24 protein-coding genes are annotated in these 25,734 nt (G+C 68.6%); 12 read left to right on the top strand and 12 right to left on the bottom strand.

Translation table 11 applies throughout. The features are described from left to right. Positions 1 to 48 precede the first annotated feature (48 nt). The 3 genes from EV650_RS01610 (at position 49) to EV650_RS40210 (ending at position 2,389) form a co-directional block, all read left to right on the top strand. Complete coding sequence (locus EV650_RS01610) at positions 49 to 1,704, top strand: bifunctional 3'-5' exonuclease/DNA polymerase (RefSeq protein ID WP_134114599.1); 1,656 nt, start codon at positions 49 to 51, stop codon at positions 1,702 to 1,704. A 76-nt stretch (positions 1,705 to 1,780) separates the two neighbouring features. Then, positions 1,781 to 1,972: a hypothetical protein gene (locus tag EV650_RS01605; protein WP_134114597.1), complete on the top strand. Its 192-nt coding sequence runs from the start codon at positions 1,781 to 1,783 to the stop codon at positions 1,970 to 1,972. A 249-nt stretch (positions 1,973 to 2,221) separates the two neighbouring features. Then, entirely contained in the window at positions 2,222 to 2,389 is a 168-nt protein-coding gene (locus tag EV650_RS40210) for a hypothetical protein (protein WP_166677988.1), read from the top strand. 64 nt (positions 2,390 to 2,453) lie between these two features. Here EV650_RS40210 and EV650_RS01600 read toward each other — a convergent pair whose 3' ends face one another. Then, positions 2,454 to 3,407: an RNA polymerase subunit sigma-70 gene (locus EV650_RS01600; protein WP_134114595.1), complete on the bottom strand. Its 954-nt coding sequence runs from the start codon at positions 3,405 to 3,407 to the stop codon at positions 2,454 to 2,456. A gap of 18 nt (positions 3,408 to 3,425) precedes the next feature. Next, positions 3,426 to 3,920, bottom strand: coding sequence for a hypothetical protein (locus EV650_RS01595; protein ID WP_134114593.1), 495 nt, complete (start codon positions 3,918 to 3,920; stop codon positions 3,426 to 3,428). 90 nt (positions 3,921 to 4,010) lie between these two features. On the opposite strand from EV650_RS01595, the gene EV650_RS01590 reads away from it, so the two are divergent. Both EV650_RS01590 and EV650_RS01585 read left to right on the top strand, forming a co-directional pair. Continuing rightward, positions 4,011 to 4,787, top strand: a complete 777-nt coding sequence (locus EV650_RS01590) for an S-methyl-5'-thioadenosine phosphorylase (RefSeq protein ID WP_134114591.1) — start codon at positions 4,011 to 4,013, stop codon at positions 4,785 to 4,787. Beyond that, on the top strand, positions 4,784 to 5,800 hold the full coding sequence (locus EV650_RS01585; protein WP_134114589.1) for an NAD-dependent epimerase/dehydratase family protein: 1,017 nt from the start codon (positions 4,784 to 4,786) through the stop codon (positions 5,798 to 5,800). The genes EV650_RS01590 and EV650_RS01585 overlap by 4 nt, the downstream gene beginning before the upstream one ends. On the opposite strand, the gene EV650_RS01580 is transcribed toward EV650_RS01585, so the two are convergent. After that, positions 5,797 to 6,939, bottom strand: coding sequence for a sensor histidine kinase (locus tag EV650_RS01580; protein ID WP_134114587.1), 1,143 nt, complete (start codon positions 6,937 to 6,939; stop codon positions 5,797 to 5,799). The genes EV650_RS01585 and EV650_RS01580 overlap by 4 nt on opposite strands. Further along, a complete protein-coding gene (locus tag EV650_RS01575) occupies positions 6,936 to 7,634 on the bottom strand; it encodes a response regulator transcription factor (RefSeq protein ID WP_134114585.1) in 699 nt (232 codons plus the stop codon). Before EV650_RS01575 ends, EV650_RS01580 begins: the two co-directional genes overlap by 4 nt. A 122-nt stretch (positions 7,635 to 7,756) precedes the next feature. Here EV650_RS01575 and EV650_RS01570 point away from each other — a divergent pair, with 122 nt between their 5' ends. Together EV650_RS01570 and EV650_RS40620 are read left to right on the top strand one after the other, a co-directional pair. Further along, positions 7,757 to 8,407 carry a glycosyltransferase family 2 protein gene (locus tag EV650_RS01570; protein WP_134114583.1) on the top strand — a complete coding sequence of 217 codons (651 nt, stop codon included), beginning with the start codon at positions 7,757 to 7,759 and terminating at the stop codon, positions 8,405 to 8,407. Further along, complete coding sequence (locus EV650_RS40620; protein WP_134114581.1) at positions 8,404 to 9,657, top strand: DUF2064 domain-containing protein; 1,254 nt, start codon at positions 8,404 to 8,406, stop codon at positions 9,655 to 9,657. The genes EV650_RS01570 and EV650_RS40620 overlap by 4 nt, the downstream gene beginning before the upstream one ends. 223 nt (positions 9,658 to 9,880) lie before the next feature. Here EV650_RS40620 and EV650_RS40200 read toward each other — a convergent pair whose 3' ends face one another. After that, positions 9,881 to 10,267, bottom strand: coding sequence for a hypothetical protein (locus tag EV650_RS40200; RefSeq protein WP_166677987.1), 387 nt, complete (start codon positions 10,265 to 10,267; stop codon positions 9,881 to 9,883). Here EV650_RS40200 and EV650_RS01550 point away from each other — a divergent pair. Beyond that, the gene (locus EV650_RS01550; RefSeq protein WP_134114575.1) at positions 10,222 to 11,664 is read left to right on the top strand and encodes an MptA/MptB family glycosyltransferase; all 1,443 of its coding nucleotides are present in this window, start codon (positions 10,222 to 10,224) and stop codon (positions 11,662 to 11,664) included. The genes EV650_RS40200 and EV650_RS01550 overlap by 46 nt on opposite strands. Continuing rightward, positions 11,621 to 12,469, top strand: coding sequence for an ATP-grasp domain-containing protein (locus EV650_RS01545; protein ID WP_134114573.1), 849 nt, complete (start codon positions 11,621 to 11,623; stop codon positions 12,467 to 12,469). The genes EV650_RS01550 and EV650_RS01545 overlap by 44 nt, the downstream gene beginning before the upstream one ends. Here the strand turns inward: EV650_RS01545 and EV650_RS01540 are convergent. The 4 genes from EV650_RS01540 to EV650_RS01525 form a co-directional block, all read right to left on the bottom strand. After that, positions 12,466 to 12,726: a WhiB family transcriptional regulator gene (locus EV650_RS01540; protein WP_134114571.1), complete on the bottom strand. Its 261-nt coding sequence runs from the start codon at positions 12,724 to 12,726 to the stop codon at positions 12,466 to 12,468. The genes EV650_RS01545 and EV650_RS01540 overlap by 4 nt on opposite strands. 73 nt (positions 12,727 to 12,799) lie before the next feature. Continuing rightward, positions 12,800 to 14,236, bottom strand: a complete 1,437-nt coding sequence (locus tag EV650_RS01535) for a glycosyltransferase family 87 protein (RefSeq protein WP_134119820.1) — start codon at positions 14,234 to 14,236, stop codon at positions 12,800 to 12,802. Positions 14,237 to 14,316: 80 nt separating this feature from the next. Beyond that, complete coding sequence (locus EV650_RS01530; protein WP_134114569.1) at positions 14,317 to 16,224, bottom strand: glycosyltransferase family 4 protein; 1,908 nt, start codon at positions 16,222 to 16,224, stop codon at positions 14,317 to 14,319. A 174-nt stretch (positions 16,225 to 16,398) separates the two neighbouring features. Then, on the bottom strand, positions 16,399 to 16,896 hold the full coding sequence (locus EV650_RS01525; protein ID WP_238173962.1) for a MarR family winged helix-turn-helix transcriptional regulator: 498 nt from the start codon (positions 16,894 to 16,896) through the stop codon (positions 16,399 to 16,401). Positions 16,897 to 16,936: 40 nt separating this feature from the next. Here EV650_RS01525 and EV650_RS01520 point away from each other — a divergent pair, with 40 nt between their 5' ends. Together EV650_RS01520 and EV650_RS01515 are read left to right on the top strand one after the other, a co-directional pair. After that, complete coding sequence (locus EV650_RS01520) at positions 16,937 to 17,830, top strand: DMT family transporter (RefSeq protein ID WP_134114565.1); 894 nt, start codon at positions 16,937 to 16,939, stop codon at positions 17,828 to 17,830. Beyond that, positions 17,827 to 19,833, top strand: a complete 2,007-nt coding sequence (locus EV650_RS01515; RefSeq protein ID WP_134114563.1) for a glycoside hydrolase family 36 protein — start codon at positions 17,827 to 17,829, stop codon at positions 19,831 to 19,833. Before EV650_RS01520 ends, EV650_RS01515 begins: the two co-directional genes overlap by 4 nt. On the opposite strand, the gene EV650_RS01510 is transcribed toward EV650_RS01515, so the two are convergent. Next, a complete protein-coding gene (locus tag EV650_RS01510) occupies positions 19,812 to 20,513 on the bottom strand; it encodes a glycoside hydrolase family 12 protein (RefSeq protein WP_134114561.1) in 702 nt (233 codons plus the stop codon). The genes EV650_RS01515 and EV650_RS01510 overlap by 22 nt on opposite strands. 121 nt (positions 20,514 to 20,634) lie before the next feature. On the opposite strand from EV650_RS01510, the gene EV650_RS01505 reads away from it, so the two are divergent. Next, positions 20,635 to 21,660: a LacI family DNA-binding transcriptional regulator gene (locus EV650_RS01505; protein WP_134114559.1), complete on the top strand. Its 1,026-nt coding sequence runs from the start codon at positions 20,635 to 20,637 to the stop codon at positions 21,658 to 21,660. Here the strand turns inward: EV650_RS01505 and EV650_RS01500 are convergent. Next, positions 21,636 to 23,540 (bottom strand): beta-galactosidase, encoded by a 1,905-nt coding sequence (locus EV650_RS01500; RefSeq protein WP_134114557.1) that lies wholly within the window; start codon positions 23,538 to 23,540, stop codon positions 21,636 to 21,638. The genes EV650_RS01505 and EV650_RS01500 overlap by 25 nt on opposite strands. After that, positions 23,537 to 25,732: a WD40/YVTN/BNR-like repeat-containing protein gene (locus tag EV650_RS01495; RefSeq protein WP_134114555.1), complete on the bottom strand. Its 2,196-nt coding sequence runs from the start codon at positions 25,730 to 25,732 to the stop codon at positions 23,537 to 23,539. The genes EV650_RS01500 and EV650_RS01495 overlap by 4 nt, the downstream gene beginning before the upstream one ends. Between the last annotated feature and the right edge of the window lie 2 nt (positions 25,733 to 25,734).

Here is a 25,734-nt window from a genome sequence, read left to right as displayed (position 1 = left end):
CTGGCCTCATGTCCTCGGACTGTCCGTGCCAGGTGCTTGTATTTGCCTATGGACGAGCGGTGGGCGATCGGGCCCGAGGAGGGTGGCGCGGCGACGCTTGTCCCGTTGCATCCGGACGGGCAGCCTGCCGGCGAGATCCGGCACGAGCCAGACCTTGTCGCGGCTGTCGCGTCGCGGCCGCAGGTCAGTCGTTGGGTCTGGCGTTCGTCGGCCGAGATCTACCCACGTCTGCTGGCCGCTGGGGTCCGGGTCGAGCGCTGCTACGACATCGAGAACTCCGAAGGCCTATTGCTTGGCTATGAGGGTCGTCTCGGCGAACCACGATCCGCCGCAGCCGCCTGGGCGCGACTGAGCGGTGCCCCCGTGCCACCAGATCCGCCCATGCGTGCCGTCGTGCCTGGTGAGCAGTCCTCGCTCTTCGACATCCCCGCCGAGCCGCTCGCCTTCCAAACCCTCCTCCGGGTGTACGCCGACCAGCTGCGACGGCACGAACTCACCGAGCACCCGGACCGGATGCGGTTGCTCACGGCATCGGAATCGTCGGCGATGCTGATCGCCGCCGAGATGGACCGCGCCGGGCTGCCGTGGAGCGCCTCCACGCATCGTGAGCTCCTGGCCGAGCTGCTCGGCGAACGCTTCGGCGGCACCGGCGAACCACGCCGGCTGACCGAGCTCGCCGACCAGATCTCCACGGCGTTCGGCCACCGGGTGCGTCCCGATCTGCCGGCCGACGTACTGAAGGCTTTCAAGCAGGCCGGCCATCAACTGAAGTCGACCCGGCGATGGGAGCTGGAGACCATCGATCATCCGGCGGTCGCGCCACTGGTCGAGTACAAGAAGCTGTACCGGATCTACACCGCCAACGGCTGGTCCTGGCTGAACGACTGGGTCCACGACGGCCGTTTCCGCCCCGGCTTCGTCCCCGGCGGCACGGTCTCCGGTCGTTGGATCACCAACGGTGGCGGCGGTTTGCAGATCCCGAAGGTCATCCGCCGCGCGGTCGTCGCCGACCCCGGCTGGCGTCTTGTCGTCGCCGACGCTTCCCAGCTCGAGCCGCGCGTCCTGGCCGCGATCTCCCGCGACCGCGCCCTGATGGAGGTCTGCAACGATGCCGGCGACCTCTACAAAGCCGTGTCGGACCAGGCGTTCTCCGGCGACCGAGGCCAGGCGAAAGTCGCCATCCTCGGCGCCATCTACGGCCAGACCTCCGGCGACGGCCTGAAGAACCTCGCCATGCTCCGCAAGCGATTCCCGCAAGCAGTCGCGTTCGTCGACGACGCGGCCCGCGCCGGCGAAGAGGGCCGACTCGTCCGCACGTACCTCGGCCGCACCTGCCCACCCAGCGGCCATCCGCTGGACGACGCGACGCTCGAAGGTCCGCCCGCCGACATCCCCACCACCGACCCTCGCCACGCCAGAGCCCGCGGCCGCTTCACCCGGAACTTCGTCGTCCAGGGCAGCGCAGCCGACTGGGCCCTCCTGCTCCTCGCCGCCCTCCGTCAGGCCCTGACGCCGCTGAAGGGCGAGCTGGTCTTCTTCCAGCACGACGAGGTCATCGTCCACTGCCCCGCCGACGAAGCCGAACAGGTCGCCGACGCCATCCAGCAAGCCAGCAACCTGGCCGGCACCCTGACCTTCGGCCCCACCCCCACCAACTTCGCCTTCACCACCGCGACGGTCGAGGTTTATGCCGACGCCAAGTAACATCAAACGATTTATTGCTCCTCCCGGCCGATAGCGTCCGCGCAATTCGCTGTCCGACTGATAGAGGGAGAATGTCATGCCATTCAGCAAGAAGAGGGAAGCGGCCCGCGACGCTGTCGCCAACGGCGGCAAGACCAGCGGCAAGCAGGCCAAGAAGGCGACCCAGGCCGGGCATCTCGGCGACGACAACCGGGTCTACCACCGCGGCAAGGTCGTCGGCGACTTCTCGAACCGCACCCGCAAGCAGGAGAACCAGAACGGCGTCTGATCACACCGGCTGATCACCGGTCTCGAGTGCCCGGGGCACGGCTGTAGCCGGGTGAGGGGTGCCCCGCCGGCGAAAACTCTGAAACGAGACCATTTCCTGCCGCGATTCCGCTGGACGCCGCAGGGGCCACGGAAATCGTCGCCCCGACTGGTCTATTCTCCCACGACAGATATCCATGCGGCTCAGATCAATGACCCTCCCGCCGCCCTACATTGGTCGAACTCGGTTACCAATTGAAGGGATCAAGCCATGGGTTGGGGAAACGGAAAGGGCAAGGCCCAGGAGAAGGCCGAAAAGCAAGAAGTGAAACAACAACGCAAAGATACCGATACGGTACAGAAGATCAAGCAGGGCCAGCCCATTTCCGGGCGTGAGGCCGCGCGTTTCGCCCGGCGCGGGAGCGGTCAGAGCAGGTAGTCAGCAGCAGCCGGCCGACCCTCCCAGCGCCGGATAGCGACACACCCAAGCGCGGGTGACGTAATCAACCGAGGTTTCCTGGCAGACCGTACAGATCGCCATCGGTGGTTTCGAAGGCGGTAATTTCGGCGATTTTTCCGGACTCTATGCGGAAAATATCCAGAGCGAAAAGGTGATATGTCGTCGCGTGTCGCGGTTTGAGGTAGGCGGCGAGGGTCGGCTGGCGGTTGGTGGTAGTGGGAGCGAAACGCCAATGGCCGCGATAGTTCGGGGAGAGGTTGGGGACCAGCGAACCCAGCGCATCGTCGCGGCCTTCGAACCAGAACGGGTACGGCGGCATCGTGATGCGGATGTCTTCATGCATGAGTGATGCGAGGGCGTCGGGGTCGGCATTGTCCCACGCGGTCATGTAGGACTGCAGGAGCTTGCGTTCGTCGCCGGACGCGTCCGGAGCCGACCACTCCGAACGGTGCGAAGGCAGGTGCTCGCGGACAACCGGCCGAGCCCGTTGCAGGGCCGAGTTGACGGCCGCGACCGAGAGGCCGGCCGCCTCGGCGGTTTCGCGGGCTGACCAGCCGAGCACGTCGCGGAAGATCAGGACGGCACGCTGCCGCGGTGGCAGATGCTGGATCGCGATCAGGAACGCCAGCTCGATCGTCTCCCGGCGGATCGCGACCGCGTCCGGCTCCTCGGCCCGGTCCAGCAGTACGTCGGGAAACGGCTGTAGCCACGGCACGTCCTCCCGCGGTGGCAGGGCCGTGGCTGGGAAGGACGCCGGCTCCAGCTGGTACGGGAGGACTCGCCGCGGCCGTCGTACGTCGATGCACGCGTTGGTCGCGATCCGGTACAGCCAGGTCCGCACGGACGATCGCCCCTCGAACTCGTCGAAGGCACGCCACGCGCGCAGGAACGTTTCCTGGACCAGGTCCTCGGCCTCGTCGTACGAACCGAGCATCCGGTAGCAATGCACCCGCAGCTCGTGCCGGTACCGCTCGACGTCCTCCTCGAAGCTGCTCACGTCGAAACCGTAGCCAAGTCAGTTGCCGTCTTCGAGTTCGATCGTGGTCGGCATCGGCGCGTGTCCGGCCAGCCGGAACCAGGTCACCAGCCGCCGTTGCCGCAGGTCGCGGGTCGACACGACGACATCGTTGTGGAAGCGCCGGGCCAGCTGGACCCGTCGCATCGCGAGGGTCAGCTCGCCGGCCCACGGCTCGATATCGGTGCCGGTGGCATGGATCGCGCGGGTCAACGCGGACTCGGCCTGCTCACGTACCTCCGGCGCGTCGAGCGACGCCGCCCGTGCTCGATGGGCAGCGTCGAGCAGGAGCAAGGCCGAGGCAGGGTCGAGGATCTCACTGCCGGCCAGCTCGGCGATCAGGGCGGAACGGCGGGCCAGCTCGGTCTCCAGCGACGCGCGGGCCAGGTCGACCCGGTGGTGCAGCCGGTCCAGCCGGCCGGCTGTCCAGCTGGCGTAGGCGCCGAACAGCAGCAGCACCGTGCCGACCGCGAGCAGCACCCAGGAGATCTCCACGCCCCCATTCTTACGGTGCTTTCTTACGGGGCGCTGACGGTCCAGCCGGATCGAGTAGTCGCAGCGTCACGTGACGCTAGCGTCGGAGCCATGGCTGACATCGGAGTGCTCGGCGGTTCCGGGTTCTATTCGTTCCTGTCGGACGCGGAAACCATCGAGCTCGACACCCCGTTCGGCGCGCCCAGCGAGCCGCCGGTGGTCGGCGACCTCGACGGCCGCCAGGTCGCGTTCATCCCCCGCCACGGCGCCGATCACCGGTTCCCGCCGCACCGCGTCAACTACCGCGCGAACCTGTGGGCCCTGCGTGAACTCGGCGTCCGCCAGGTCCTCGGCCCCTGCGCGGTCGGCTCACTGAAACCCGAACTCACCCCCGGCACATTCGTCGTCCCCGACCAGTACGTCGACCGTACTTGGGGCCGCGAACACACGGTGTACGACGAACACCCGGTCGTCCACACGTCCGCCGCGGACCCGTACTGCCCGGCCGGCCGTGCCACGGTGATTGCCACCGGCAACGTCGTACCGAAGGGCACGATGGTCGTGATCAACGGACCGCGGTTCTCGACCCGGGCCGAGTCGCAGTGGCATGCCGCTCAAGGCTGGTCCGTCGTCGGCATGACCGGCGCGCCCGAGGCCTCGATCGCGCGGGAGCTCGCCCTTTGCTACACGTCGATCGCCGTGGTCACCGACCACGACGCGGGCGTCGAAACGGGTGGCGGTGTCACGCAGGCCGAGGTGTTCGAGGCGTTCAAGGACAGCATCGAGCGCCTGCAAACCCTGCTCAAGAACGTCATCGGCCAGCTCCCCAAACCAGACACGGACTGCAGCTGCCACCACGCCCTCGACGGTACGGCGGCCGCTCGATGAGGGTCCTGCTCACCGGCGGCGCCGGTTTCATCGGCAAGCACGTCCACCACCAACTCGTCGCCGAGGGCCACGAGGTCACCGTCCTCGACTCCTTCCGCCCGGACGTCCATGCCCACAAACCTGCGCCTGGCCCCGGCCTGATCGTCGGCGATATCCGCGACGCCGACTGCGTGGCCGAGGCGCTCCGAGGCATCGACACCGTCATCCATCTCGCCGCGAAGGTCGGCCTCGGGGTCCACCTCGACGACATCGACGACTACGTCTCCACCAACAGCCTGGGTACGGCGGTCGTGCTGAAAGCGCTCGCCCACGCCAACATCCGCCACCTCGTCTACGCCAGCTCGATGGTCGTGTACGGCGAGGGCCGCTACGACTGCGACGTCCACGGACAGGTTGCCCCCGGCCCCCGTCGTACCGAAGACCTGGACGCCGGCCGCTTCGAACCACCCTGCCCGTACTGCGGTTCGCCGCTCCACCCCGGCCTGGTCACCGAGGACGCCGTACTCGATCCGCGGAACACCTACGCAGCCACCAAGCTGAACGGCGAACACCTCGCCGCCACCTGGGCCCGCGAGACGGACAGCCGGGTCACGGCGCTCCGCTTCCACAACGTCTACGGCCCCGGCATGCCCCGCAACACGCCGTACGCCGGAGTGGCGGCGATCTTCCGCTCCGCCCTCGAACGTGGCGAAACACCTCGCGTCTTCGAGGATGGCAGTCAACGTCGCGACTTCGTTCACGTCGGCGATGTCGCGGCCGCGGTCACCACTGCGGCCTCCGCACTCCCGCACCAACCGGCGTTCACCGCGTACAACGTCGGCAGCGGCACCGTCCAGACGATCGGCGATCTGGCCACCGAACTCGCGCACCTCTACAACGGCCCGAGCCCGATCGTCACCGGGCAGTACCGCCTCGGCGACGTCCGCCACATCACGGCATCCTCCGACCGACTCAAGGCCAACCTCGGCTGGAAGCCTGCCTATGACCTCACCACCGGTCTGCGGACCTGCTAGTTGTGAGCGGCAACTGGTGGTAGGTCGATCTGGAACGCGCACCCGCCGTCGACGTTGCTGACGGCAATGTTCCCGTCGTGGGACTCGACCACGCCGCGAGCGATCGCCAGGCCCAAGCCTCCACCACCGGCGGCATCGGGAGTGCGCTGTTCGTCGCCGCGCCACCCCACGTCGAACACCCGCTCCAGATCGTCGGTCGGAATCCCGCCGCAGCCGTCTGTAACTGCCAGCCGCACCCGACCGTCGGTCTCACGGTCCACGTCCAGCGTGACCGTCCCACCCGGCGATGTGTGCCGGATCGCGTTGCCGACCAAGTTGGTCACCGCGCGGGTCAGCTCGTCCGGATCGCCTTGCACAGCGAGCCGATCGTCGTTCATCGGCGTCGACAGCTTGAGGCAGACACCCGAAGCCCGCGCGTGCTCGTTGTTCTCGCCCGCGACGTCCTCGGCCAGCTCGCGCAGACTCACCGCAGACCGGCGACGAGGCAACGGAGCCGCCGACAACCGCGACAGCTCGAACAGATCGTCCACCAGCCCGGTCATCCGATCCACCGTCGACCGCATCTGCCGCAAAGCACCAGGTACGTCGTCGATCACCCCGTCCTCGAGCCCTTCCGACACAGCCCGCAGGCCGGCCAACGGTGTCCGCAGGTCGTGCGACATGAACGCCACCAGCTCCCGCCGGCTCGCCTCCAACGCCCGCTCACGCTCGTGCGACGCGGCCAGCTTCTTCCGCGTCATCTCCAGCTCGTCCGTCAGCTCGGCCAGCTCGGCAGGCACAGCCCCACCGGCAACGTCCGGCGCGTCGTACGACGTACCGAGGTGACGCAACCGCCGCCCGACGTTCCGCGACCCGGTGCTGACCCAGTGCCCGAGCAGGACCGACATCGCCAGCCCGAGCAGCGCAGCGAACGCCAGCGTCCACAGCACCACCCACGAGTCGTGCTCGGAGATGAACATCGCCCGCACGCTCTGCAGTACCGCGGCCAGCGCCGCCGCCATCGGCGCGAGGCCCGCGACGATCAGCGTCACCCGCAACGACCGTCGCCGGAACTGCCACAGGACCGCCGCGCCGATCGCCGCCACGACCAGCGTCCACAGCGTGGTGAGCGCGAAGATCGTGAACATGTCCTTGTTCATGACGCGTCGCCCGCGAACAGGTAGCCGGTCCGGGGCACGGTCAGCACGAGCTTCGGGTCCGACGGATCCGCCTCGATCTTCTCCCGCAACCGCCGTACATGCACCGTGACCGTCGACGAGTCACCGAAGTCCCAGCCCCACACGCGTCGCAGCAACTCGGCCTTGGTGTACGCCTTGCCGGCATGCGACACCAGGTAGGCGAGCAGATCGAACTCCCGGTGGGTCAGCGACAGTTCCTCCCCGTTGAGATCCGCGCGCCGCGCCGCGGTGTCCACCGTGACCGGCCCCGCGCTCAGCTTGGTCGGCGTCAGGTCGAGGCCTGCGAGCCGTTCCTCGCGGCGAACCATCGCCTGGACCCGCAACGTCAGCTCCCGCGGACTGAACGGCTTCACCACGTAGTCGTCCGCGCCGACCTCGAGCCCGACCAGCCGATCCTCTTCCTCGCCACGTGCGGACAGCATGATCACCGCCGCCCCGTCATCGGCCGCGCGCATCCGGCGCAGTACCTCGAGACCGGACAGTCCGGGCAGCATCACGTCCAGTACGACGACCGACGGCTTCCACTGCTGCCACACCTCGACCGCCGAGACGCCGTCCGCGACCACGCGGGCGTCGTACCCGGCCTTGGTCAGGTACGCCGAGACGACGTTGGAAACGGTCGGGTCGTCGTCGACCACGAGCACACGAGTAGCCACGTTCAGAGCCTAGATCGTCCGGTCGGCACCAGGTCACAGCAGCACCGGAACGGAGCACGCCGTAAGCGATCCGTAGTCGTGTTCGGCAACCACCGGCCCGCGTTCGTCCTTACCGTCGAAGAATGTCCGTCGATCTCGTCCTGCCGTGCCTGAACGAGGCGGCCGCCCTGCCCTGGATCCTCGAACGACTGCCGCCCGGAGTCCGCGCCATCGTCGTCGACAACGGCTCCACCGACGGCTCACCCGAGATCGCCGCCCGGCTGGGCGCAACCGTCGTCGGCTGTGAGGTGAAGGGGTACGGCGCTGCTTGTCACGCCGGTCTGGAGGCGGCCGAGGCGGACGTCGTCGCGGTGATGGATGCCGACGCGTCACTCGACCCTCGGCAGCTGATCCGGGTCACGGCGCCTGTCCTTGCGGGCCGTGCAGATCTGGTCGTCGGACGCCGGCGCGCCGTGTCGCGGGGCGCCTGGTCGTGGCATCTCCGACTGGCCAACGTCGAGTTGTCCCGGCGGATCAGGCGCCGTACCGGCGTTGCGCTGCACGATCTCGGTCCGATGCGCGCGGCCCGGCGTACCGCACTCCTCGAGCTCGGGCTGACCGATCGACGGTCCGGATACCCGTTGGAAACCGTCGTCAGGGCGGCCGACGCGGGCTGGCGGATCGCCGAGGTGGACGTCGACTATCTACCTCGCTCGGGGCGTTCGAAGGTGACGGGGACGCCACTAGGTGCGGCCCGCGCCGTGCTCGACATGTCGAAGGTCCTTGCGCGGTGAAGGGGACGCTGATCGTCATCGCGAAGGAGCCGGTGCCGGGGCGGGTGAAGACCCGGCTGCAGAGCGAGTTCACCGCGCAAGAGGCGGCGGCGCTGGCCCGGGCGTCGCTGGTCGACACGCTCACGACGGTCCGCGCGGCTCCTGCGTCCCGGCGGGTCATCGCGCTCGACGGTGATCCGGGGCCGTGGCTGCCGGATGGGTTCGAGGTCGTCGGGCAGCGCGGCGACGGTCTCGACGAACGGCTCGCGGCTGCTTTCGAGGACGCGTACGACGGCACGCCGATGCTGCTCGTCGGGATGGACACGCCGCAGCTCCGGCCCGAACTGCTCGGCTTCCATTGGTCCGGGTACGACGCGGTGCTCGGGCTGACCGAGGATGGCGGGTATTGGTGCCTCGGGCTACGAAAACCGGATCGTCGCGCGCTCGTCGGCGTACCGATGTCGACCGATCACACCGGAATCGATCAGCTGCGGCGGTTGCGCGCCTTGGGTCTGCGCGTGCGGATGTTGCCGACGTTGCGCGACATGGACACGCCTCGGGACGCGGCGTACCTCGCGGCCGAGTTCCCTTCGTTGCGTGTGTCGCGGTTGTATCGGCGGCTGCAGCATGCGGCTCACCCGGGATTGCTGTTCGAGCAGGCCCTCGGCGGTACGGCGAGAGTCGTTGCCACCGGCACCGATGGACGGACCGTGCCGACGCTGTCGGAGCTAGATCGCTGGACTGCGCCTGCGGACGAGGTGGACCGGCTCGCCTTGAGCCGTTGCGAAGGGCCCGTACTCGACATCGGCTGCGGACCTGGACGGATCGTGACTGCGCTCGCCGAACGCGGGATCCCTGCGCTCGGCGTCGATGTGTCGCCACGTGCGATCTCGCTGACCACGTCACGTGGCGCGCCCGCGCTGCATCGCCCGGTGCAAGAACGGTTGCCGGGAGAGGGCCGCTGGGGCAGCGTGCTGCTGATGGACGGCAACATCGGGATCGGGGGCGATCCGGTCGACCTGCTTCGCCGGTGCGCCGAACTGGTCCGCCCGGACGGGCTCGTCCTGGTCGAGGTCGACCCGGACGACGACCTCGACGACACCGACCCGATCGTCCTGCGCAGCTCCACCGGCCGCCGCTCCACTCCGTTGCCCTGGGCAAGAGTCGGAACGCGCGCCCTGATCAGGCACGCCCGCACCGCCCGCCTCCACCCCACCGAAGACTGGCGAGCCGGCCACCGAGCCTTCCTAACCCTCCGCCGGACCGCCTAATGCCCAACAACCCCCCACCCCGCCGCCCTCCCCTCCGCAGCCCTTCCCCAGACCACCCCTCCCTCCGTAACCCTTCGCGCGACCGCCGCCCTCTCCCCCGCCACCCCAGAGCCTCGGTCGACGACTCCGGCGCCCGCTCGCCCCGCCGCGCTTCCGCGATCGGCCACTTTGTGCACCGGTGGCGCACAAACCCGCCCTCGCCGTACGGCAACCGTGCACAAAGTCACCCCAAGCCCGCGCCGCGACCCCGGTCGACGACGGCGGTCGGGGCGGCGGTCGGGGCGGCGGTCGGCGAGGCCGGGCGGTTGGTCACGTTGTGCACGGTTGGCGCATGAGCGCGTGCTCGCCGTACGCCAGCGGTGCACAAAGTCAGCCCTGGTTGCCGATGGCGGGCGTGGCGGCGGCCGAGCCCGGCGCGCGCCGGGGTCGGGCGGTTGGTCACGTTGTGCACGGTTGGCGCACGAGCGCGTGCTCGCCGTACGCCGGCGGTGCACAAAGTCAGCCCAAGGCCGGGGCGGCGGTCGGCGAGGTCGCGCGGTTGGCGACGTTGTGCACGGTTGGCGCATGAGCGCGCGCTCGCCGTACGCCGGCGGTGCACAAGGTCGGCCATGGTGGGCCTTGGCCGGCGGCGGTCGCGGTAGCGGCGGCGGGCGTTGGGGGCGGGTGGTTGGGGTTGGGGGTTTGGCGGTTGGGGTTGTTGTGGGGGCTGTTGCGGCGGCGCGGGTTGGGTGGTGGGCGAATGTGGTGCTGGTGGTTGGGACTGTTGTGGTTGGTGCCGTCGTGTGGCGGTTTGGGCGGGGGTTGAGTGTCGGGGCGGTGGTGGCTGTCGCGGCGTTGTGTCAGGTGCCGGGGCTGACGCAGGCGCCGATCACCAGCACGGATGCCTATCGCTACGTCTGGGACGGACGGGTCCAGCTATCCGGCCATTCGCCGTACGCGCGGGTCCCGTTGGACGACTCGCTGGCGCAGCTGCGGGATCCCGTGCTGTTTCCAGGTTTGTCACCTTCCGAGAAGTCAGGGGTGACAGAACAAACTCCGAAGAATCCGGTCGACGATCCCCGGACGCGGATCAACCGGCCGTTCGTGCCGACCATCTATCCCCCGGTGGCACAGGCCTACTTCACCGTGGTCGCGCTCTTCACCCCGTGGTCCGCCGGCACCCTAGGTCTCCAGATCGCGGCCGCGTTGCTCGCGATCGCACTCGCCTGGCTACTCGCCGTGCAGAATCCTCGCTGGGCCGCCTTGTGGGGTTGGTCACCGATCGTCGCCATGGAAGCGAGCAACGCGGCCCACGTCGACGTACTCGCGGCCCTCCTCGTCACCGCCGCCGTCATCCTCACCGCCCGACGGCCGAAACTCGCCGCCGTACTGCTCGGCGCCGCCGGCAGCGTCAAGCTCCTCCCACTCCTGTTACTCCCCGCATTCCGCGGCCGCCGACCGATAGTTGCCATCGGCACCTTCCTCGCCTCGTACGTCCCGCACGTCCTTGCCGTCGGCACCTTGGTACTCGGGTTCCTGCCCGGCTACCTCAACCAGGAAGGGTTCGACGACGGCAGCTCGAGATCGGCGATTCTCGCGCTCCTGTTGCCTCCTGAGGCCCGTCAGGTCGCCGCCGCGGTCCTCGCGCTCGCCCTCGCCGCGCTCGCCTTCCACCGGACCAGACGCGACCCGATCGCCCTCACCTGCTGCTGGCTGTACGGCGCCGCGCTGCTGATCGCCACCCCGACGTACCCCTGGTACGGCCTGCCGTTGATCGCGCTCGCCGCCCTCGCCCGCCGGCCCGAGTGGATCGCCGTACCGCTCGCGTCGTACCTCGCCTACGCCAGCTTCGGCCACGACACCCGGCAGGGCCTGATCTACCTCGCCGCCGCCGTCATCGTTGTCACGGCTATCACGATCCGTCACCAACTCGTTGCCAAATCAGGTTTGACCACAGCACCCCTCCCTGCCAACACTGGCGAGCGTGACGAAACGCATCGCCCTCGCAACCTCGGCCGAGCACGCTGAGTTACCTCCGACCGACCTCCCGCTCGTCGACGCCCTCCGTACCGCCGGCCTCGACCCGGTGGCCGAGGTCTGGACCGACCCGTCCGTCGACTGGTCGGCGTACGACGCGGTCCTGCTCCGCTCGGTCTGGGACTACCACCGGCGGTACGACGAGTTCACCGAGTGGCTCGCCCGCCTCGACAAGGCCGGCGTACCCGTGCTGAACGACTCCGGTCTGGTCCGCTGGAACGGCGACAAGCGGTACCTGCTCGAGCTGCGCGAGCGTGGTGTCGCGATCGTCCCGTCCCAGGTCGCGGCCGGCGCGTGCCTGCACGAGGTGGTCAGCGGGCTCGACGGGCAGGAGATCGTGGTCAAGCCGACCGTCGGCGCGACCGCGTTGCACACCGTCCGCGGCGTCGCGGGCTCGACCGAGCTCGATCAGGCGCTGGCCGAGCTGCCCGAGATCGTGTACCTCGTGCAGCCGTTCCAGCCCGAGATCGTCGCGGACGGCGAGTGGTCGCTGATCTTCGTCGAGGGCGAGTTCACCCACGCGGTGATCAAGCGTGCGGCCGCAGGCGACTTCCGCGTCCAGAGCGACTTCGGCGGCACCGTGACGCCGACCGACCCGACTCCAGTCGTCCTCGACGGCGCCCGGACCGCCCTCGAGGCAGTCGGCCCGACACCGACGTACGCCCGCATCGACGGCGTGGTCGTCAACGGCCGCTTCCTGCTGATGGAGGTCGAGCTGATCGAGCCGGAGCTGTTCTTCCCGCAGTACCCGCAGGCCGTCGACAAGCTCGCCGCAGCGGTCGCCGCCCGCCTCTAACTCGCAGCCGACTCCGGATGGCCGCGGCGACGCCCGTAGAGCAGGGTCTCGCCGGCGGCCGTTCCGGTGTACTTCGTCCGCCGGGCCCACTCGCGGCACTCAGCCAGCACCGGGCACGTCTTCAGGCACAACTCGCGGGCCTTGCGCTGCTCCCAGCGGGACGCGCTCTCGTCGTACGCCGGAGCCTGACCGATACACGCGGCCCGGCTCATCCAGCGGTCGGCGGGATCCACGATCACGGTCAGCGTCGGCCTCATGACACCGACGGTAGATCCCGCGCGACCGCCCGCTGCTGATGTCTCGAAATATGATCTAGTTAGTAGACATTCATCAGGCCGGTGCTAGTACGCCGGAACGCACACCGTCGGACGGGTCGTCCACGAGGTCACCCTGGCGGACCGGATCCTTCTCCGGGAGCAGGATGTCGCGGGCGACCACCAGCATCAGCCACAGCGTGCCGGCCATCCGGAGGATCACCGAGAACCAGTAGATCCGGTCGGGCACCTGCGGATTCCCAGGCGCCAGGAACTGGGCGAGATGCATCCAGACCAGCATCCAGTAGAAGCATTCACAGGCCTGCCAGATCAGCCAGTCGCGGAGTCTCGGCCGGGCCAGTGCGACCAGCGGCAGCAGCCACAGCACGTACTGCGGCGAGTAGACCTTGTTGATCAGCAGGAACGCCGCGACGACCAGGAACGCGAGCTGTGCGAAGCGAGGTGGTCTCGGCGCCATCAACCCGAGGATCGCGATCGACAGGCACAGGCCGGCGAAGATCACGATGTTGAGCTGGTTGACGTTCTTGACCTCGTGGTTGGCGAGCTTGAGGACGTACCAGATCGAGCCGTAGTCGCTCTCCCGCTGATCGTTGAACTGCCAGAACGACAGCCACTCGTTCTTCGCCAGCAGGTAGATCGGCGCGTTCACCAGACCCCACGCGACCGCTGTCGCCACCAGCGCCTGGATCCACGGCCAGATCTTCCGGCCTCGGATGCAGACGATGAGCAACGGCCCGAGCAGCAGGAACGGATAGAACTTCGCCGCCGTCCCCAGCCCGAGCAATATGCCGAACCACACCGGTTTGCCGCGCGACCACGCGAACATCGCCCCGGCCGTCAGCGCGACCGCGAACAAGTCCCAGTTGATCGTCGACGTGAGTGCGAGCACCGGTGCCGCAGCGACGTACAAGGCGTTCAGCGGCTGTCCACGCGCCGCGCCCGGACGTGTCGCGACTCCGCGTGCCGTCGCGACGGTCAGGCCGACGATGATCAGCGCACAGAGGAACAACATCACCATGTTGACCAGGAAGAACACGCCGGCCGTGTCGCGCTTCTGCTCGACGGTCAGGTCCTTCTTCGGGTCGCCGGTGATCAGCCAGGTGATCTGCGCCGCGACCTCCATGAACCCACCGGTCAGCACCGGGTACTCGAGCACCGGGTAGTTGCCGGTGTCGAGGAACGGCCGGTTGCCCTCGGCGAAACCGCGCTCCTGGTAGAGGAACCCGATGTCGGAGTAGCACAGCGCCTTGAACGGCCGCCAGCTCTGCCGATCCCAGCCGGCCTCCATACAGGGCGCCTTCTGCAGTACGCCGAGCCCGAAGGTGATCGTGCACACGGCAAGCGCGATCCGCAGCGGCGTCCACCACGACGAGCTGAGCCGGGCGAACCGCCCGGTCGGCCCACCGAGCCCAACGGTCAGCCCGGCGACGGCCGGTTCAACGTCCGACGGCACCTGCGCGAGCTCGCGTTGTGGTCCGGTCACGGTGGGCATCATCTCCTATCGGCCACCTGGCCTTGGGAGAGGTTACCCACCTCGCTCCAGGAACGGCGCACGTGTCCCCGCGTGCCGGGTCAGTCGGCCAGGAAACCGCGGAGAATCTCGGTGCCTTCCGGGCCGGCCGGCAGCCAGCGAGCACCGTCGACGGCCTCGGCGATGACTCGGTCGGTGGCGAACACGGTCCCGCCGTACGCGCGGGCCCGGCGACGGACCTGTTCGCGGTCGACTCGGCCGTAGACGACAACGGCGTGCTTGATCCTGGCCGCGGCGAGCAGCGGCAGGTCCGAGACCAGGTCCTCGCTGCCCAGGATCGACTGCCAGTCTTCAATCAGCAGGTGCGTTATCCCATCCAGATCGGACGGCGCCAACTGCGGACGGATGAACCCGACGCCGAGCTCACGCAACCAACGCCGTGCCGCGTCGGAGCCGATCGGCCCGACGACAAGTCTCGGCGAGGTGTCCTCGACCGGCTCCGGCGGGCCGATGAGATCGGCGTACAGGTCGCGCAGGTGAGCGGCCTGCGTCTCCCACGACATCTCGCTTCGCAAACCGGGATCCGCAACGCGATGACGGTACGACGCCGGATCCTTGAGCACGCGCTGCACCGCCGCGGCCAGATCATCAGGATCCTCCGCGGTGAAGACCTCGCCGATCCCGGTCTTGTCGACGAACTCCTGCAGCGTCGGCATGTCACTGGTCACCACCGGCAGACCGGCGAACGTGTACTCGAAGACCTTGTTCGGCAGGGCCATCTCGTGGCTCGGGTACCGCAGGATGGGGATCAGGCCGATGTCCGCCGTACGCAGGAACGACACCACGTCGGCGGTCTGCACCGGATTCAGGTAGTGCACCCGGTCCTTGACTCCCACCTCGGCGGCGAGCGCCCGAAGTTCGTCGACCGGACGGGTGCGGGTGTGCGGCACACAGACCACGGCCAGGTGGACGTCCGGCAGCAGCGGCAGCGCGGCGATCGCCGTTTCGACCCCGCGCGCCCGAGTGATTCCACCGCTGTAAACCAGCAGCGGTACGTCGTCCGCCAGCCCCACCGCGGTCCGGATGTCGGTGACCTCGCCGCCCTCCGCGGCCAGCTGCGGGCTGTTGATCACCACCGTCGGCTCCCGGTCCAGCCGGTACTGCTTGTGCAGCGTCCGCGCGATCGCCGGGCTGACTGTGATCACCCGGTCGACGGACCGGATGTAGGTCCGCTCGTGCTGCGCCCAGGCCGCGATCATCCGCGGTGTGCGACCGCCGTACTGCGAGAGTCCGGCGACATACTCGTGCGCGTCATACACGACCTTGACCGTCCGGCCACGCAGCTCCGCCACCCCGGCCGCGCGGCACGCGACCCCGATCACGTGCATGTCGTGCGCGTGCAGGACATCCGGCCGCAGCTGGGCGAGCAGGTCGGCGAAGATCGCCTCGTAGTCGTCGGCCTCCGGAATGACGGACCGCCAGTTGACCAGCTCGGTGCGCGCCGGCAGCCAGGTGTCCCACCACTGCCAGAAGCCGGAAGCCTGCCGAGACTCGAGCTCCGTCAGCCACCCCGCGACCGACCGCGCCCCGTGCGCCAGCCGCCACCCGCGGCCCTTGACGACGCGGATCGCCCGGCCGGCCTGGTAGCTGGCCGGCCCGATCGCTCCGGCCCGACGCTTGGCCTGCGCACGCCCTGTCTCCGCCCGGAGATCCGCCAGCCGAGCGGCCGTGCGGGCCGTCTCAGCCAGCTCCACCCGCTCACCCAACAGACGGCGGTCGCGCCGGTGCCTGCGGCGCCGGTTCCGCTCGTCGCGCAGGAGGAACCGGCCAGGCACGCGGATCATCACCACGCCGCCCTCGATGGTGTCGATCGCGGTCCGCCCAGAGGCCGACACCCCGAGCAACGTCACCCGGTACCCCGCCGTTCCCAGCGCGATGGCCTCTTTGAGGACCCTGGTGTCATTGGTGACGTCGTTCGCGACGATCATCACCACATGCGGACCGCCCACGCACTCCCCCTCGGTGAAGTCAGCTGAAACACATGCGCCGGTCCCAGCGAGGCGGTCGCACGGGTCCCTCACAGGACCACTGAGACCCGTTTGGTGGGTCCCGGTACGTCGTACAACCCCCGAGGAAGTAGAAAGTTAGCTCAGACCTCGAAGATTGGTCCAGACCATGCCACTTCAGTGTGGTACTTCGAGGTGCTCGAGCCAAGCGGTCAGGAGCTTCTCCAGCTGAGCCTGCTGGGCCGCGGTCAGCGGTTCGAGCAGGCGGTGCTCGTTGGCCATGTGGGCGGTGAACGCCTTGTCGATCAGCCGCCGCCCGGCCGGCGTCAGCCGGACCACCCGACCGCGACCGTCGTCGGCGCTACGCCGACGCTGGACCAGACCAGCTTCCTCGAGCCGGTCGACCCGCTTGGTGACCGCACCCGTGGTCACCATCGTGTGCAGCGCGATCTCCCCCGGCGCACGTTCGTACGGCGAACCCGCGCGACGAAGCGCCGCGAGTACGTCGAACTCCCCCTCCGAGAGCCCGTACTGCGAGTACAGCAGCGTCAGCTCACCGGTCAGGTGGTTCGCGATCCGGTGCAGCCGGCCGATCACCCCCTGCGGTCCGGTGTCGACATCCGGACGCTCGGCTCGCCACTCCGCCTGGATCCTGGCCACGTGATCATCGGTCACAGGCTCCACTCTATCTTCCCGGGAAGCTATAGTGTCTTCCATGGAAGATACTTTCCGCTGGACCCTCGTCACCGCGATCGCACCGATTGCCTGGGGCACGAACTACTTCGTCACGCACGAGTACCTCCCGACCGGATATCCCTTGTACGGCGCGGTTTTCCGCGCACTGCCCGCCGGTCTGCTGCTGCTCGCCCTGGCCCGGCGTCTCCCCCGCGGCATCTGGTGGTGGCGCTCGCTGCTGCTCGGGGTCTGCAACATGGGCGCGTTCTTCGCGCTGATCTACCTCGCGTCCCAGCTGCTTCCGGTCAGCCTCGCGTCGACGATCATGTCCGCCTCGCCGCTGACGATGGCCCTGTTCGCCTGGGCGCTGCTCGCCGAACGGCCGACCGTGCCGGTCCTCGCCGGCGCGGCGGCCGGAATCGCGGGTGTCTGCCTCCTCCTCGGCGCCGGCGCAACCGCGGTAGACCTGCGCGGTGTCGCCGCCTCGGTCGCCGCCCTGACGATGTCGTCCTGCGGCTACGTCCTCGCGAAGAAGTGGGGACGCGCGGACGGCCCGATCGCGACGACGTCGTGGCAACTGATCGCGGGCGGCCTCGTGGTCATCCCGTTCGCGGTGATCTTCGAGGGAGCACCACCGCACCTGGACCTGCCTGCGATCGGCGGGTTCGTGTACGTCGGGGTGGTGGCGACCGCGCTCGCGTTCACGGCCTGGTTCACGGGCCTGCGTCACCTGAGCGCGGCGACTGTCGGGCTGATCGGGCTGCTCAATCCGGTGACCGGCGTACTGCTCGGCGTACTGGTGTCGGGCGAGGTCCTCACTGTGCAGCAGGTGCTCGGGCTGGCGCTCGTACTCGGTGGCATCACGCTGAGCCGTCCACGTCGCGGATCGCGGGTTGAGCCGGCAAGGGCGGAGGCATCTAAGGTTTATCGATGAACCTCGTCTGGCGCGCGCCCGAGTTGACCCTGACCTTCGCGATCGACGACGGCCCGGTCCGGCTGACCACCGGGCCTGAACTTCAAAGTCAACCGCTGGTCGAGGTCTCGGCACTCGGGCACGGGCGCTCCACCGCCACGAACCGTCACGTCGACACGATCCTCGGCCGGCGCCTCCGGTACGTCACGCACGAGGACGCCGGCTCCACGCTGCGGATCGTCCAGGAAGACGCCTCCACCGGCCTGCGCGTGACCAGCGTCTTCGAGGCCAGAGCCGGCGTACGGGCGTGGTCGGAGGCGTCGCTGACCCGTCCCGGCGAACTCGTGCTGGACTTCCTGTCGTCGCTCGTTATCGGCCTGGAATCCGTCGACGCCGACCTCTACTCGGCGGCCAACGACTGGATGGCGGAGAACCGCTGGTCGATGCAGTCGTTGCGGTCGGGCGGCGTACCGCAGATCGTCCGCGACCCGCACTACCCGGTCGCGAAGAGCCGGCATGCCGTGACCAACACCGGCTCTTGGTCGACGGGTGAGCGCCTACCGGTGGGAGTCCTCGTCGGTCCGTCGTACGCGCTCGGCTGGCAGATCGAGCACAACGGGCCGTGGCACTACGAACTCGGCGAGAACCGGCAGGGCGGCTACTTGCTGCTCAGCGGGCCGACCGATCAGGAGCACCAGTGGAACGTTCGGCTGACTGAAGAGAACCCGTTTGTATCCGTGCCGGTCTCGCTCGTCGCCGGGACCGATCGAGACAGCGTGTTCGCCGCGCTCACCCGCCAGCGTCGTACCGTGCGGAAACGCCGGGCGATCGATGACCGGATGCCGGTGATCTTCAACGACTACATGAACACGTTGATGGGCGACCCGACGACGGCCAAGCTGCTCCCGCTCATCGACGCCGCGGCCGAGGTCGGCGCGGACTACTTCTGCATCGATGCCGGCTGGTACGCCGAGGGCGACTGGTGGAGCACGGTCGGCGCCTGGCAGCCCTCGACCACCCGCTTCCCGAACGGGCTCGGCGAGGTGATCGACCGGATCCACCAGCGCCGCATGGTGCCCGGCCTCTGGCTCGAGCCCGAAGTGATCGGCGTCGACGCACCGATCGCCCATGAGCTGCCTGACGACGCGTTCCTGACCCGGCAGGGCATCCGAGTCGCCGAGGGCGGCCGGTACCTGCTCGACCTGCGCAACCCACTCGCTCGCCAGCACCTCGACGACACGGTCGACCGGCTCGTCGCCGACTTCGGCATCGGCTTCTTCAAGTTCGACAACAACACGATGACCGGGCCAGGCACCGACAAGGGCGGTACGTCGCTTGGACACGGGCTGCTCGAACACGAGCGGGCGTTGCTGGACTGGCTCGACGCGATCCAGGCGCGACACCCGGACCTGCTGATCGAGAACTGCGGGTCCGGGGCGATGCGGATGGACTACGCGATGCTGTCCCGGCTACACCTGCAGTCCACATCGGACCAGCAGCACCCACTGCTGTACGCACCGATCGCAGCTGCGGCGCCGGCTGCCGTACTGCCTGAGCAGGCCGGCCACTGGGCGTACCCGATCACCGGCACTACACGTGAGGAGTTCACGCTCGCACTGGTGAACGGAGTCCTCGGTCGCCTCTACCTGTCCGGCCACCTCAACCAGATGACCGACTCCGAACTCGGACTGGTCCGGTCAGCGTTGGCCGCGCACCGCGACGTACTGAAGCAGCTAGACACCCTTGTCCCCTGCTGGCCGCTCGGTCTGCCGGACTGGACCGACGAGTGGGTAGCTCTCGGCCTGACCGACTCCACCTCCACCTACCTGGCCTTGTGGCACCGGAGTCCTGGTCCGGCCGAGGTGACGCTCCCACTGCCGCACGGGACCGTCACTCCGGTCTTCCCCACCGACGCCGACGGCTGGACCTACACCTGGTCCGACGACAACCTCGTCGTCCGGACCGATGTGCCCGAGCCGTCGGCGCGGATCATCCAAGTGGGTCAGCTGGACGTAACGGAGTAGGAGTTGGTGGTGAAGTTCATGCCGCCGGCCGATGAGGTGATCTCGAAGCCGAACTGGACTTCGCCGACTACGGCGTCACCCATCCAGCCCTGGCCGCGGATCCAGTTCAGAACGGCCTTGATGTCGACCGAGCCGGAGTCGGTGTTGGAGGTGCGGAGGAACGAGAAGACCGCGTTGGCGCCGTTGCTGCCGCGGTACACGTCCCAGGTGTGGCCGCCCACGCTGACCGTGGTCTGCTTGGAACCGATCGGGCCGACCGCACCCTGCTTGTTCATCCACAGCATGATCTCGTAGGCGTTGTTACCGGCCCAGACGTCGTACGTCGACGAGTACGAACCACTGCCCGGCCGGGACACGTTGAAGTTGCTGGTCAGCGAACCGAGCGAACTGATCGAGCGGCCGATGTTGCGGGCAGAGTGCGGGTACGCCTTCACGCCGCCGGTGTTCGGATGGTCGGCCCAGACTCCCCAGTTGCTGTAGGAGTTGGCCCAGATGGTCTGTGGTCCGGCGCCACTACCCCAGACGTCATTGCGGACGGTGTAGCCGCCGTTGGACCAACTGCCGAACTTGTCCGACGACGACCACGCCGCTGCGTGGGCCGGTCCCGCGGTCACCAGGCCGGCGGCCACTACTGTCAGTGCTGCGATTGCTGCGATTGCTGCTTTCCACCATCTCGGCATTTCCGTTCCTCTCGTCGAGCCCGGCCGGCGGCCGGACCTTGGGCGAACGCAGGGGAAGGCATAGAGTGTCGAAGCGCTTCGACTCGGGTAGAACTGGGACAGGCTCAGAAAAGGGGACGACGTGGTCACGATCGCGGATGTCGCGCGGCACGCTGGGGTTGCGACCAGCACGGTGTCGTACGTGCTCAGCGGGAAGCGGACGATCTCGACCGACACCCAGGAGCGCGTGCAGCGCAGTGTCCGCGCGCTCGGCTACCGGCCGAACGCGAGTGCCCGCGCGCTGGCCAGCCAGCGGTCCAACGTGCTCGCGCTGGTGATTCCGCTGCGCACCGGCATGCACGTCCCGGTGATGATGCAGTTCGCCACCGCGGTCGTGACCACGGCCCGCCGGTTCGATCACGACGTACTGCTGCTGACCGCGGACGAAGGACCTGACGGCCTGGAACGGGTCGCGCAGAGCTCGCTGGTGGACGCGCTCGTCGTGATGGACATCGAGCTGCACGACGAGCGCGGCCCGGTGCTGCGGGAGCTGCCGATGCCGTCGGTACTGATCGGCTATCCGGACGAGGCCGACGGACTGACCTGCATCGACCTGGACTTCGTCGCCGCGGGCGCCTCGTGCGTCGACCACCTGGCCGACCTCGGCCACCGATCCCTCGCTCTCCTCGGTACGCCGTCCGCGGTCTACGAGCGCCAGACCGGCTTCGCGCAGCGCACCCTGACCGGATTCGCCGAGGCCGCCGAACGACGTGGGGTCCTCGGGGTGGAGACGCCCTGTGAGCACACGTTCGACGCGATCCTGACCACGGTCGAGCAGCTCCTCGACGATCACCCTGGCATCACCGGGCTCGTCGTACAGAACGAGCCGATCATCGGTCCGCTGCTCGATGTCCTTCGCCGGCTCGGGCGCCGCGTCCCCGAGGACATGTCGCTGGTGGCGATCTGCGCGGACGACGTCGCCGAACGACAGGTCCCGCAGTTGTCGTCGGTCACCATCCCGGCCGAGCGGATCGGTGCGCAAGCAGTCGAGTCGCTGATCACCAAACTCGAGGGCAGCGACGTGCCCGGGCTGACCCTCCTGCCGCCCACTCTCACCGCGCGCGGCAGCACCGGCCCGGCTCCTCACGGTGACCTCACCACCGCATAACCGCCAGGCCGCAACGGCAGCTCACCGACGACCAGCTCGCTGCCATCGGCGGGTACGACGACCTCCGCGTCACCGTGGTTGAACAGGAAGGTCCAGGTGGTCTCGCCGGACCGTCGTCGGACAACCTCCACCGGAGACGTCGACAGGCCGAACAACTCCGCCGCAGTCGCATCGTCCAGCTCGGTCGACACGTACCACGCCGTACCCGCACCGACCTCGCGGCGCGTGATCGCGGGCTTTCCGTCCAGCACACCCCCGACGTACCGATCGACGATCTCGGCCGACACCGCCTGCACGTCCTCGCTCCACAGGCGCCCACGCCCACCGGACGACAGCGCGACCTCGTCGTCGGCGAGCGGATGGAACTCCTCGACCCGCACCCCTAACAACTCCGTGAACGCGCCGGGATACCCACCGAGTCGCACCCGCAGGTCCGGATCCACGATCCCGCTGAAGTACCCGACGACCAGCTGGCCGCCGTTCTGCACATAGCCGGCGAGATTCGCCGCAGCCTCGTCGGAGATCAGGTAGAGCGACGGCACAACGACCTGCCGGTACGACGACAGATCGGCGTCCGGAGACGCGAAGTCGACCGTGACGCCGGCGCGCCAGAAGTGCCGATGCGCGGAGCGTGCCGCGGCCAGGTAGTCCAGCGACGACGACGGCAGATGCGTCCCTTGCATCGCCCACCAGCACTCGACGTCCCACAGGATCGCCACCTCGGCCACAACGTTGCTCTCGGCAACCTCGGCCAGCCGCGGCAGCTCCGATCCGAGCGCCGAGATCTCCCGGAACATCCGGCTGTCCGGTCCCGCGTGCGGCACCATCGCCGAGTGGAACATCTCCGCGCCACCCCGCGATGCCCGCCACTGGAAGAACAATGCGCCCCGCGAGCCGCGGGCGATGTGCGACAGGCTGTGCCGCGCCATCCGCCCGGGCTCCTTCGTGTGTAACCGACGACCGGCGTTGATGCTGCCTGCGGCTTGCTCCATCAGCAGCCACGGCTTCCCGCCGGACCATCCGCGCGCCAGGTCCGCGCCGAACGCCGTCTGCTCCTCGGCGCCGATCCCGGCCTGATCCGGATAGTGGTCAATGGCAACGACATCGACCTCGGCGGCCCAGCGCGCGTGGTTCACCGGAACCCAGCCGCCGAACACGAAGTTCGTTGTGATCGGCACCGTCGACAGCTCGCGCAACTCGGCCTTCTGCTCCAGATAGGCAGCCAGCAACTCGTCCGACCAGAACCGCCGGAAGTCCAGGTACTGCGTCGGATTCACCAGGTACTGCGTCTTCCGCGGCGGCTCGATCTCCGTCCAGTCGGCGTACCCCTGACTCCAGAACGCCGTCGTCCACGCCTCGTTCAGCCGGTCGAGCGAGCCGTACCGATCGCGCAGCCAGTCGCGAAAACGTGCCGCGGCCAACGAGCAGTAGCACGTGGTCCCGAACTCGTTGTGCACGTGCCACATCGCCAGCGCGGGGTGATCGTGATACCGCTCAGCCAGCGCCCGCGCGATCCCACGAGCGGCCTCGCGATACGCCGGCGCGCAGGCGCAGTACGTGTCCCGGCTGCCGTGCGTCAGCCGTACGCCGTCAGCCGTGACCGGCAACGCCTCCGGATGCAGCCTGCTGAACCACGGCGGCGGTGACGCGGTCGGCGTCGCCAGGTCGACAGCAATGCCTCCGTGGTGGAGCAGGTCGAGCACCTGATCCAGCCAGCCGAAGTCGTACTTGCCAGCTGCGGGCTCCAGCGATGACCACGAGAAAACCCCGACAGTCACCAGGTTCACCCCGGCCTGACGCATCAGGTCGACGTCCTCCTTCCAGACCGCCGGATCCCACTGCTCGGGGTTGTAGTCACCGCCGTACCAGAGTCGCGTCATACCGGCTCACCGTACGGAATCCCGAGGCCGTTCGTCGACAAGTACACCCGGCCGTAGACGCGCGGGTCGCCGGCGATCGCGTCGCCGGTCGACGCGTACTGGTGCTGGCCGTCGTTCACCCGCACCCAGGAAGCAGCGCCGTCGTCCGATCGGTAGATCCCGCGAACGCCGGCGACCTTCCCGGACGTGAAGGCCGCCATCTCCGGGCAGCTCGGCGCGGCTTTGCCGAACCCGATCGTGTACGCCTCCTCGATCGTTGTCACGGGCAAGTACGTCAGCCCGCGATCGACCGAGCGGTACAGGCCGCCAGGACCGGCCGCGAGCCAGCAGTTCCCGGCCCGGTCCAGCACGGTCTCCAGCTTTCCGGATCCGGTCGGAAGGCCGGTTGCGGTCGCTGTGAAGGCAATGCCTCCGTTCGTACTGACGTACGCCGTACCGGTCGCCGGATCGAACCCGTAGAACAGCCTGCCGTCGACCCGATCACCGACGACCACGGACGCCACGGGCAGGCCGGCGACGGCGATCCAGGTCGCGCCACGGTCGCGCGAGTAGTGCGCGACGACGTCACCCGGCGCCCAGACGATCGTCCGAGCGTCCGCGCCGACCGCGATCCGGCCCGACTGCGTCAGCGCCGGCGGCTCGCCCGCGAACGGCTGCCAGCTTGCCCCCGCGTCGGTCGAGAAGGCACCACGCTCGCCCGCGTTCGCATTCGCCAGCCGAACGACGAATCCTGACCTACGAGCCGCGTAGTCCAGACTCGGCGACGTTCCACTGACCGGATTCGACGCCTGCCCGTCCGGCGGTACGACGTCCAGCCGGTCGTGCCGGTACACGCCGATGTCGCCGAGTGCGCTGATCAGTGGCGGCCCCCACGGTGGACTGATCAGGTCGAGGACCGCGGTCTCCTCGAGACCTTGTGCGCGGACCGACCAGTGCGTGCTGCGACCCGCCTCAGCCTCGGTCACGTCGTCGGTGCCGAAGATCGTCGCGCCGGTGACGTACATGACCTTGTCCGAGTCAAACGGGTCGATCGAGATGTCGCCGATCATCCAACCGAGTTTCGGCGTACCGTGAAAGTCGAGGTACGGCGCCCCGGACGTGTCGAGCACGATCCGCTCACCGATCGAGTGCCAGGTCCGGCCGCCGTCGACCGATCGGAACACGTCGTCGACCGGTCCCCATCTGCTCATGGTCGACACCATCACTGTGCCTGGCTTGCGGGGGTCCGTCGCGAGACCGGCGTACCCGAATCCGGCCTCGGCGCCGGTGTTCGGACGCAGCGGCGTGATGTCGGTCCATTCGCCGGTTGCGGTGTTCAGCTTGTGGACGGCGCCGTCGTACATCTCGTACGGTCCGGGCAGATCGCCGTACGTGACATAGATGTTGCCATCAGCACCCAATTCGCCGTGGTGCGGCAGCAATCCGATCGGCTGGCCGGGTAGCGCCGTCCAGGTACGCCCGGCATCGGTACTGCGATACAGCGGGTTCGCCGGATCCGCGACGCCGGCGTAGATCGTGCCCGCGCGCGGGTCGAAGAAGACGAAACCGATGCCGATGCCGGCGTTGCCGGTCACCGGGAAACTGTTCACCCGGGACCAGGTCACGCCGCGGTCGGCGCTGCGCCACAGACCCTGGTTGCGAGTGCCGAACAACAGCACTCGGCCGTCGCGCGGATCGACGACCAGTCGCTCACCCATCGAGCGGCCAGGCTCGTTGCCGCCGAGCTTGAACGGCAGGTCCGTTCGCTCGAACGTCTTGCCCTGGTCACGGGACCGCAAGATCGCACCGTTGATCGGTGACCACTCGTTGGTATAGGTGCCGACGGCAAGGTACAGCCGTCCTGGATCGGCAGGATCGAGCGCGAGACTCTCGACCCCGGTCAGGCTCCACTCGTCCCACCCGACCCAGTGCAACAACTGCACCCATCGCCGGGTGCGGTTGTCGAACCGGACCGCGCCGCCGATATCGGTCCGCGCGTACACCAGCCCACGCTTGCGCGGATGGTGCACGATCCCGGTGACGAACCCGCCCCCGACGATCTCCACGTTCCGCCACCGATAGCACGCCGACCGACCGCTGCTCGCGCCCTCCACGGCGCCGGCTCCCGGACCGGCCGCCGCTGCCGGACCCGCGGACGCGGCCAGCGCCGTACCGGTGCCGATGGCAAGGAACCGCCTGCGTGCAAGAGACATCG

It is taken from the genome of Kribbella kalugense, assembly GCF_004365875.1.
Lineage (GTDB): Bacteria > Actinomycetota > Actinomycetes > Propionibacteriales > Kribbellaceae > Kribbella > Kribbella kalugense.
The sequence above is the reverse complement of the archived record's forward strand: the minus strand, read 5'-3'. Positions and strand labels throughout refer to the sequence as shown.

What these genes read in the sequence shown, in the direction of transcription:
- EV650_RS01610 (WP_134114599.1), top strand. Translation starts at nt 49, where the DNA reads ATGGACGAGCGGTGGGCGATCGGGCCCGAGGAGGGTGGCGCGGCGACG.
- EV650_RS01605 (WP_134114597.1), top strand. Translation starts at nt 1,781, where the DNA reads ATGCCATTCAGCAAGAAGAGGGAAGCGGCCCGCGACGCTGTCGCCAAC.
- EV650_RS40210 (WP_166677988.1), top strand. Translation starts at nt 2,222, where the DNA reads ATGGGTTGGGGAAACGGAAAGGGCAAGGCCCAGGAGAAGGCCGAAAAG.
- EV650_RS01590 (WP_134114591.1), top strand. Translation starts at nt 4,011, where the DNA reads ATGGCTGACATCGGAGTGCTCGGCGGTTCCGGGTTCTATTCGTTCCTG.
- EV650_RS01585 (WP_134114589.1), top strand. Translation starts at nt 4,784, where the DNA reads ATGAGGGTCCTGCTCACCGGCGGCGCCGGTTTCATCGGCAAGCACGTC.
- EV650_RS01580 (WP_134114587.1), bottom strand. Translation starts at nt 6,939, where the DNA reads ATGAACAAGGACATGTTCACGATCTTCGCGCTCACCACGCTGTGGACG.
- EV650_RS01570 (WP_134114583.1), top strand. Translation starts at nt 7,757, where the DNA reads ATGTCCGTCGATCTCGTCCTGCCGTGCCTGAACGAGGCGGCCGCCCTG.
- EV650_RS01550 (WP_134114575.1), top strand. Translation starts at nt 10,222, where the DNA reads ATGAGCGCGCGCTCGCCGTACGCCGGCGGTGCACAAGGTCGGCCATGG.
- EV650_RS40200 (WP_166677987.1), bottom strand. Translation starts at nt 10,267, where the DNA reads ATGGCCGACCTTGTGCACCGCCGGCGTACGGCGAGCGCGCGCTCATGC.
- EV650_RS01540 (WP_134114571.1), bottom strand. Translation starts at nt 12,726, where the DNA reads ATGAGGCCGACGCTGACCGTGATCGTGGATCCCGCCGACCGCTGGATG.
- EV650_RS01535 (WP_134119820.1), bottom strand. Translation starts at nt 14,236, where the DNA reads ATGCCCACCGTGACCGGACCACAACGCGAGCTCGCGCAGGTGCCGTCG.
- EV650_RS01520 (WP_134114565.1), top strand. Translation starts at nt 16,937, where the DNA reads ATGGAAGATACTTTCCGCTGGACCCTCGTCACCGCGATCGCACCGATT.
- EV650_RS01515 (WP_134114563.1), top strand. Translation starts at nt 17,827, where the DNA reads ATGAACCTCGTCTGGCGCGCGCCCGAGTTGACCCTGACCTTCGCGATC.
- EV650_RS01510 (WP_134114561.1), bottom strand. Translation starts at nt 20,513, where the DNA reads ATGCCGAGATGGTGGAAAGCAGCAATCGCAGCAATCGCAGCACTGACA.
- EV650_RS01500 (WP_134114557.1), bottom strand. Translation starts at nt 23,540, where the DNA reads ATGACGCGACTCTGGTACGGCGGTGACTACAACCCCGAGCAGTGGGAT.
- EV650_RS01495 (WP_134114555.1), bottom strand. Translation starts at nt 25,732, where the DNA reads ATGTCTCTTGCACGCAGGCGGTTCCTTGCCATCGGCACCGGTACGGCG.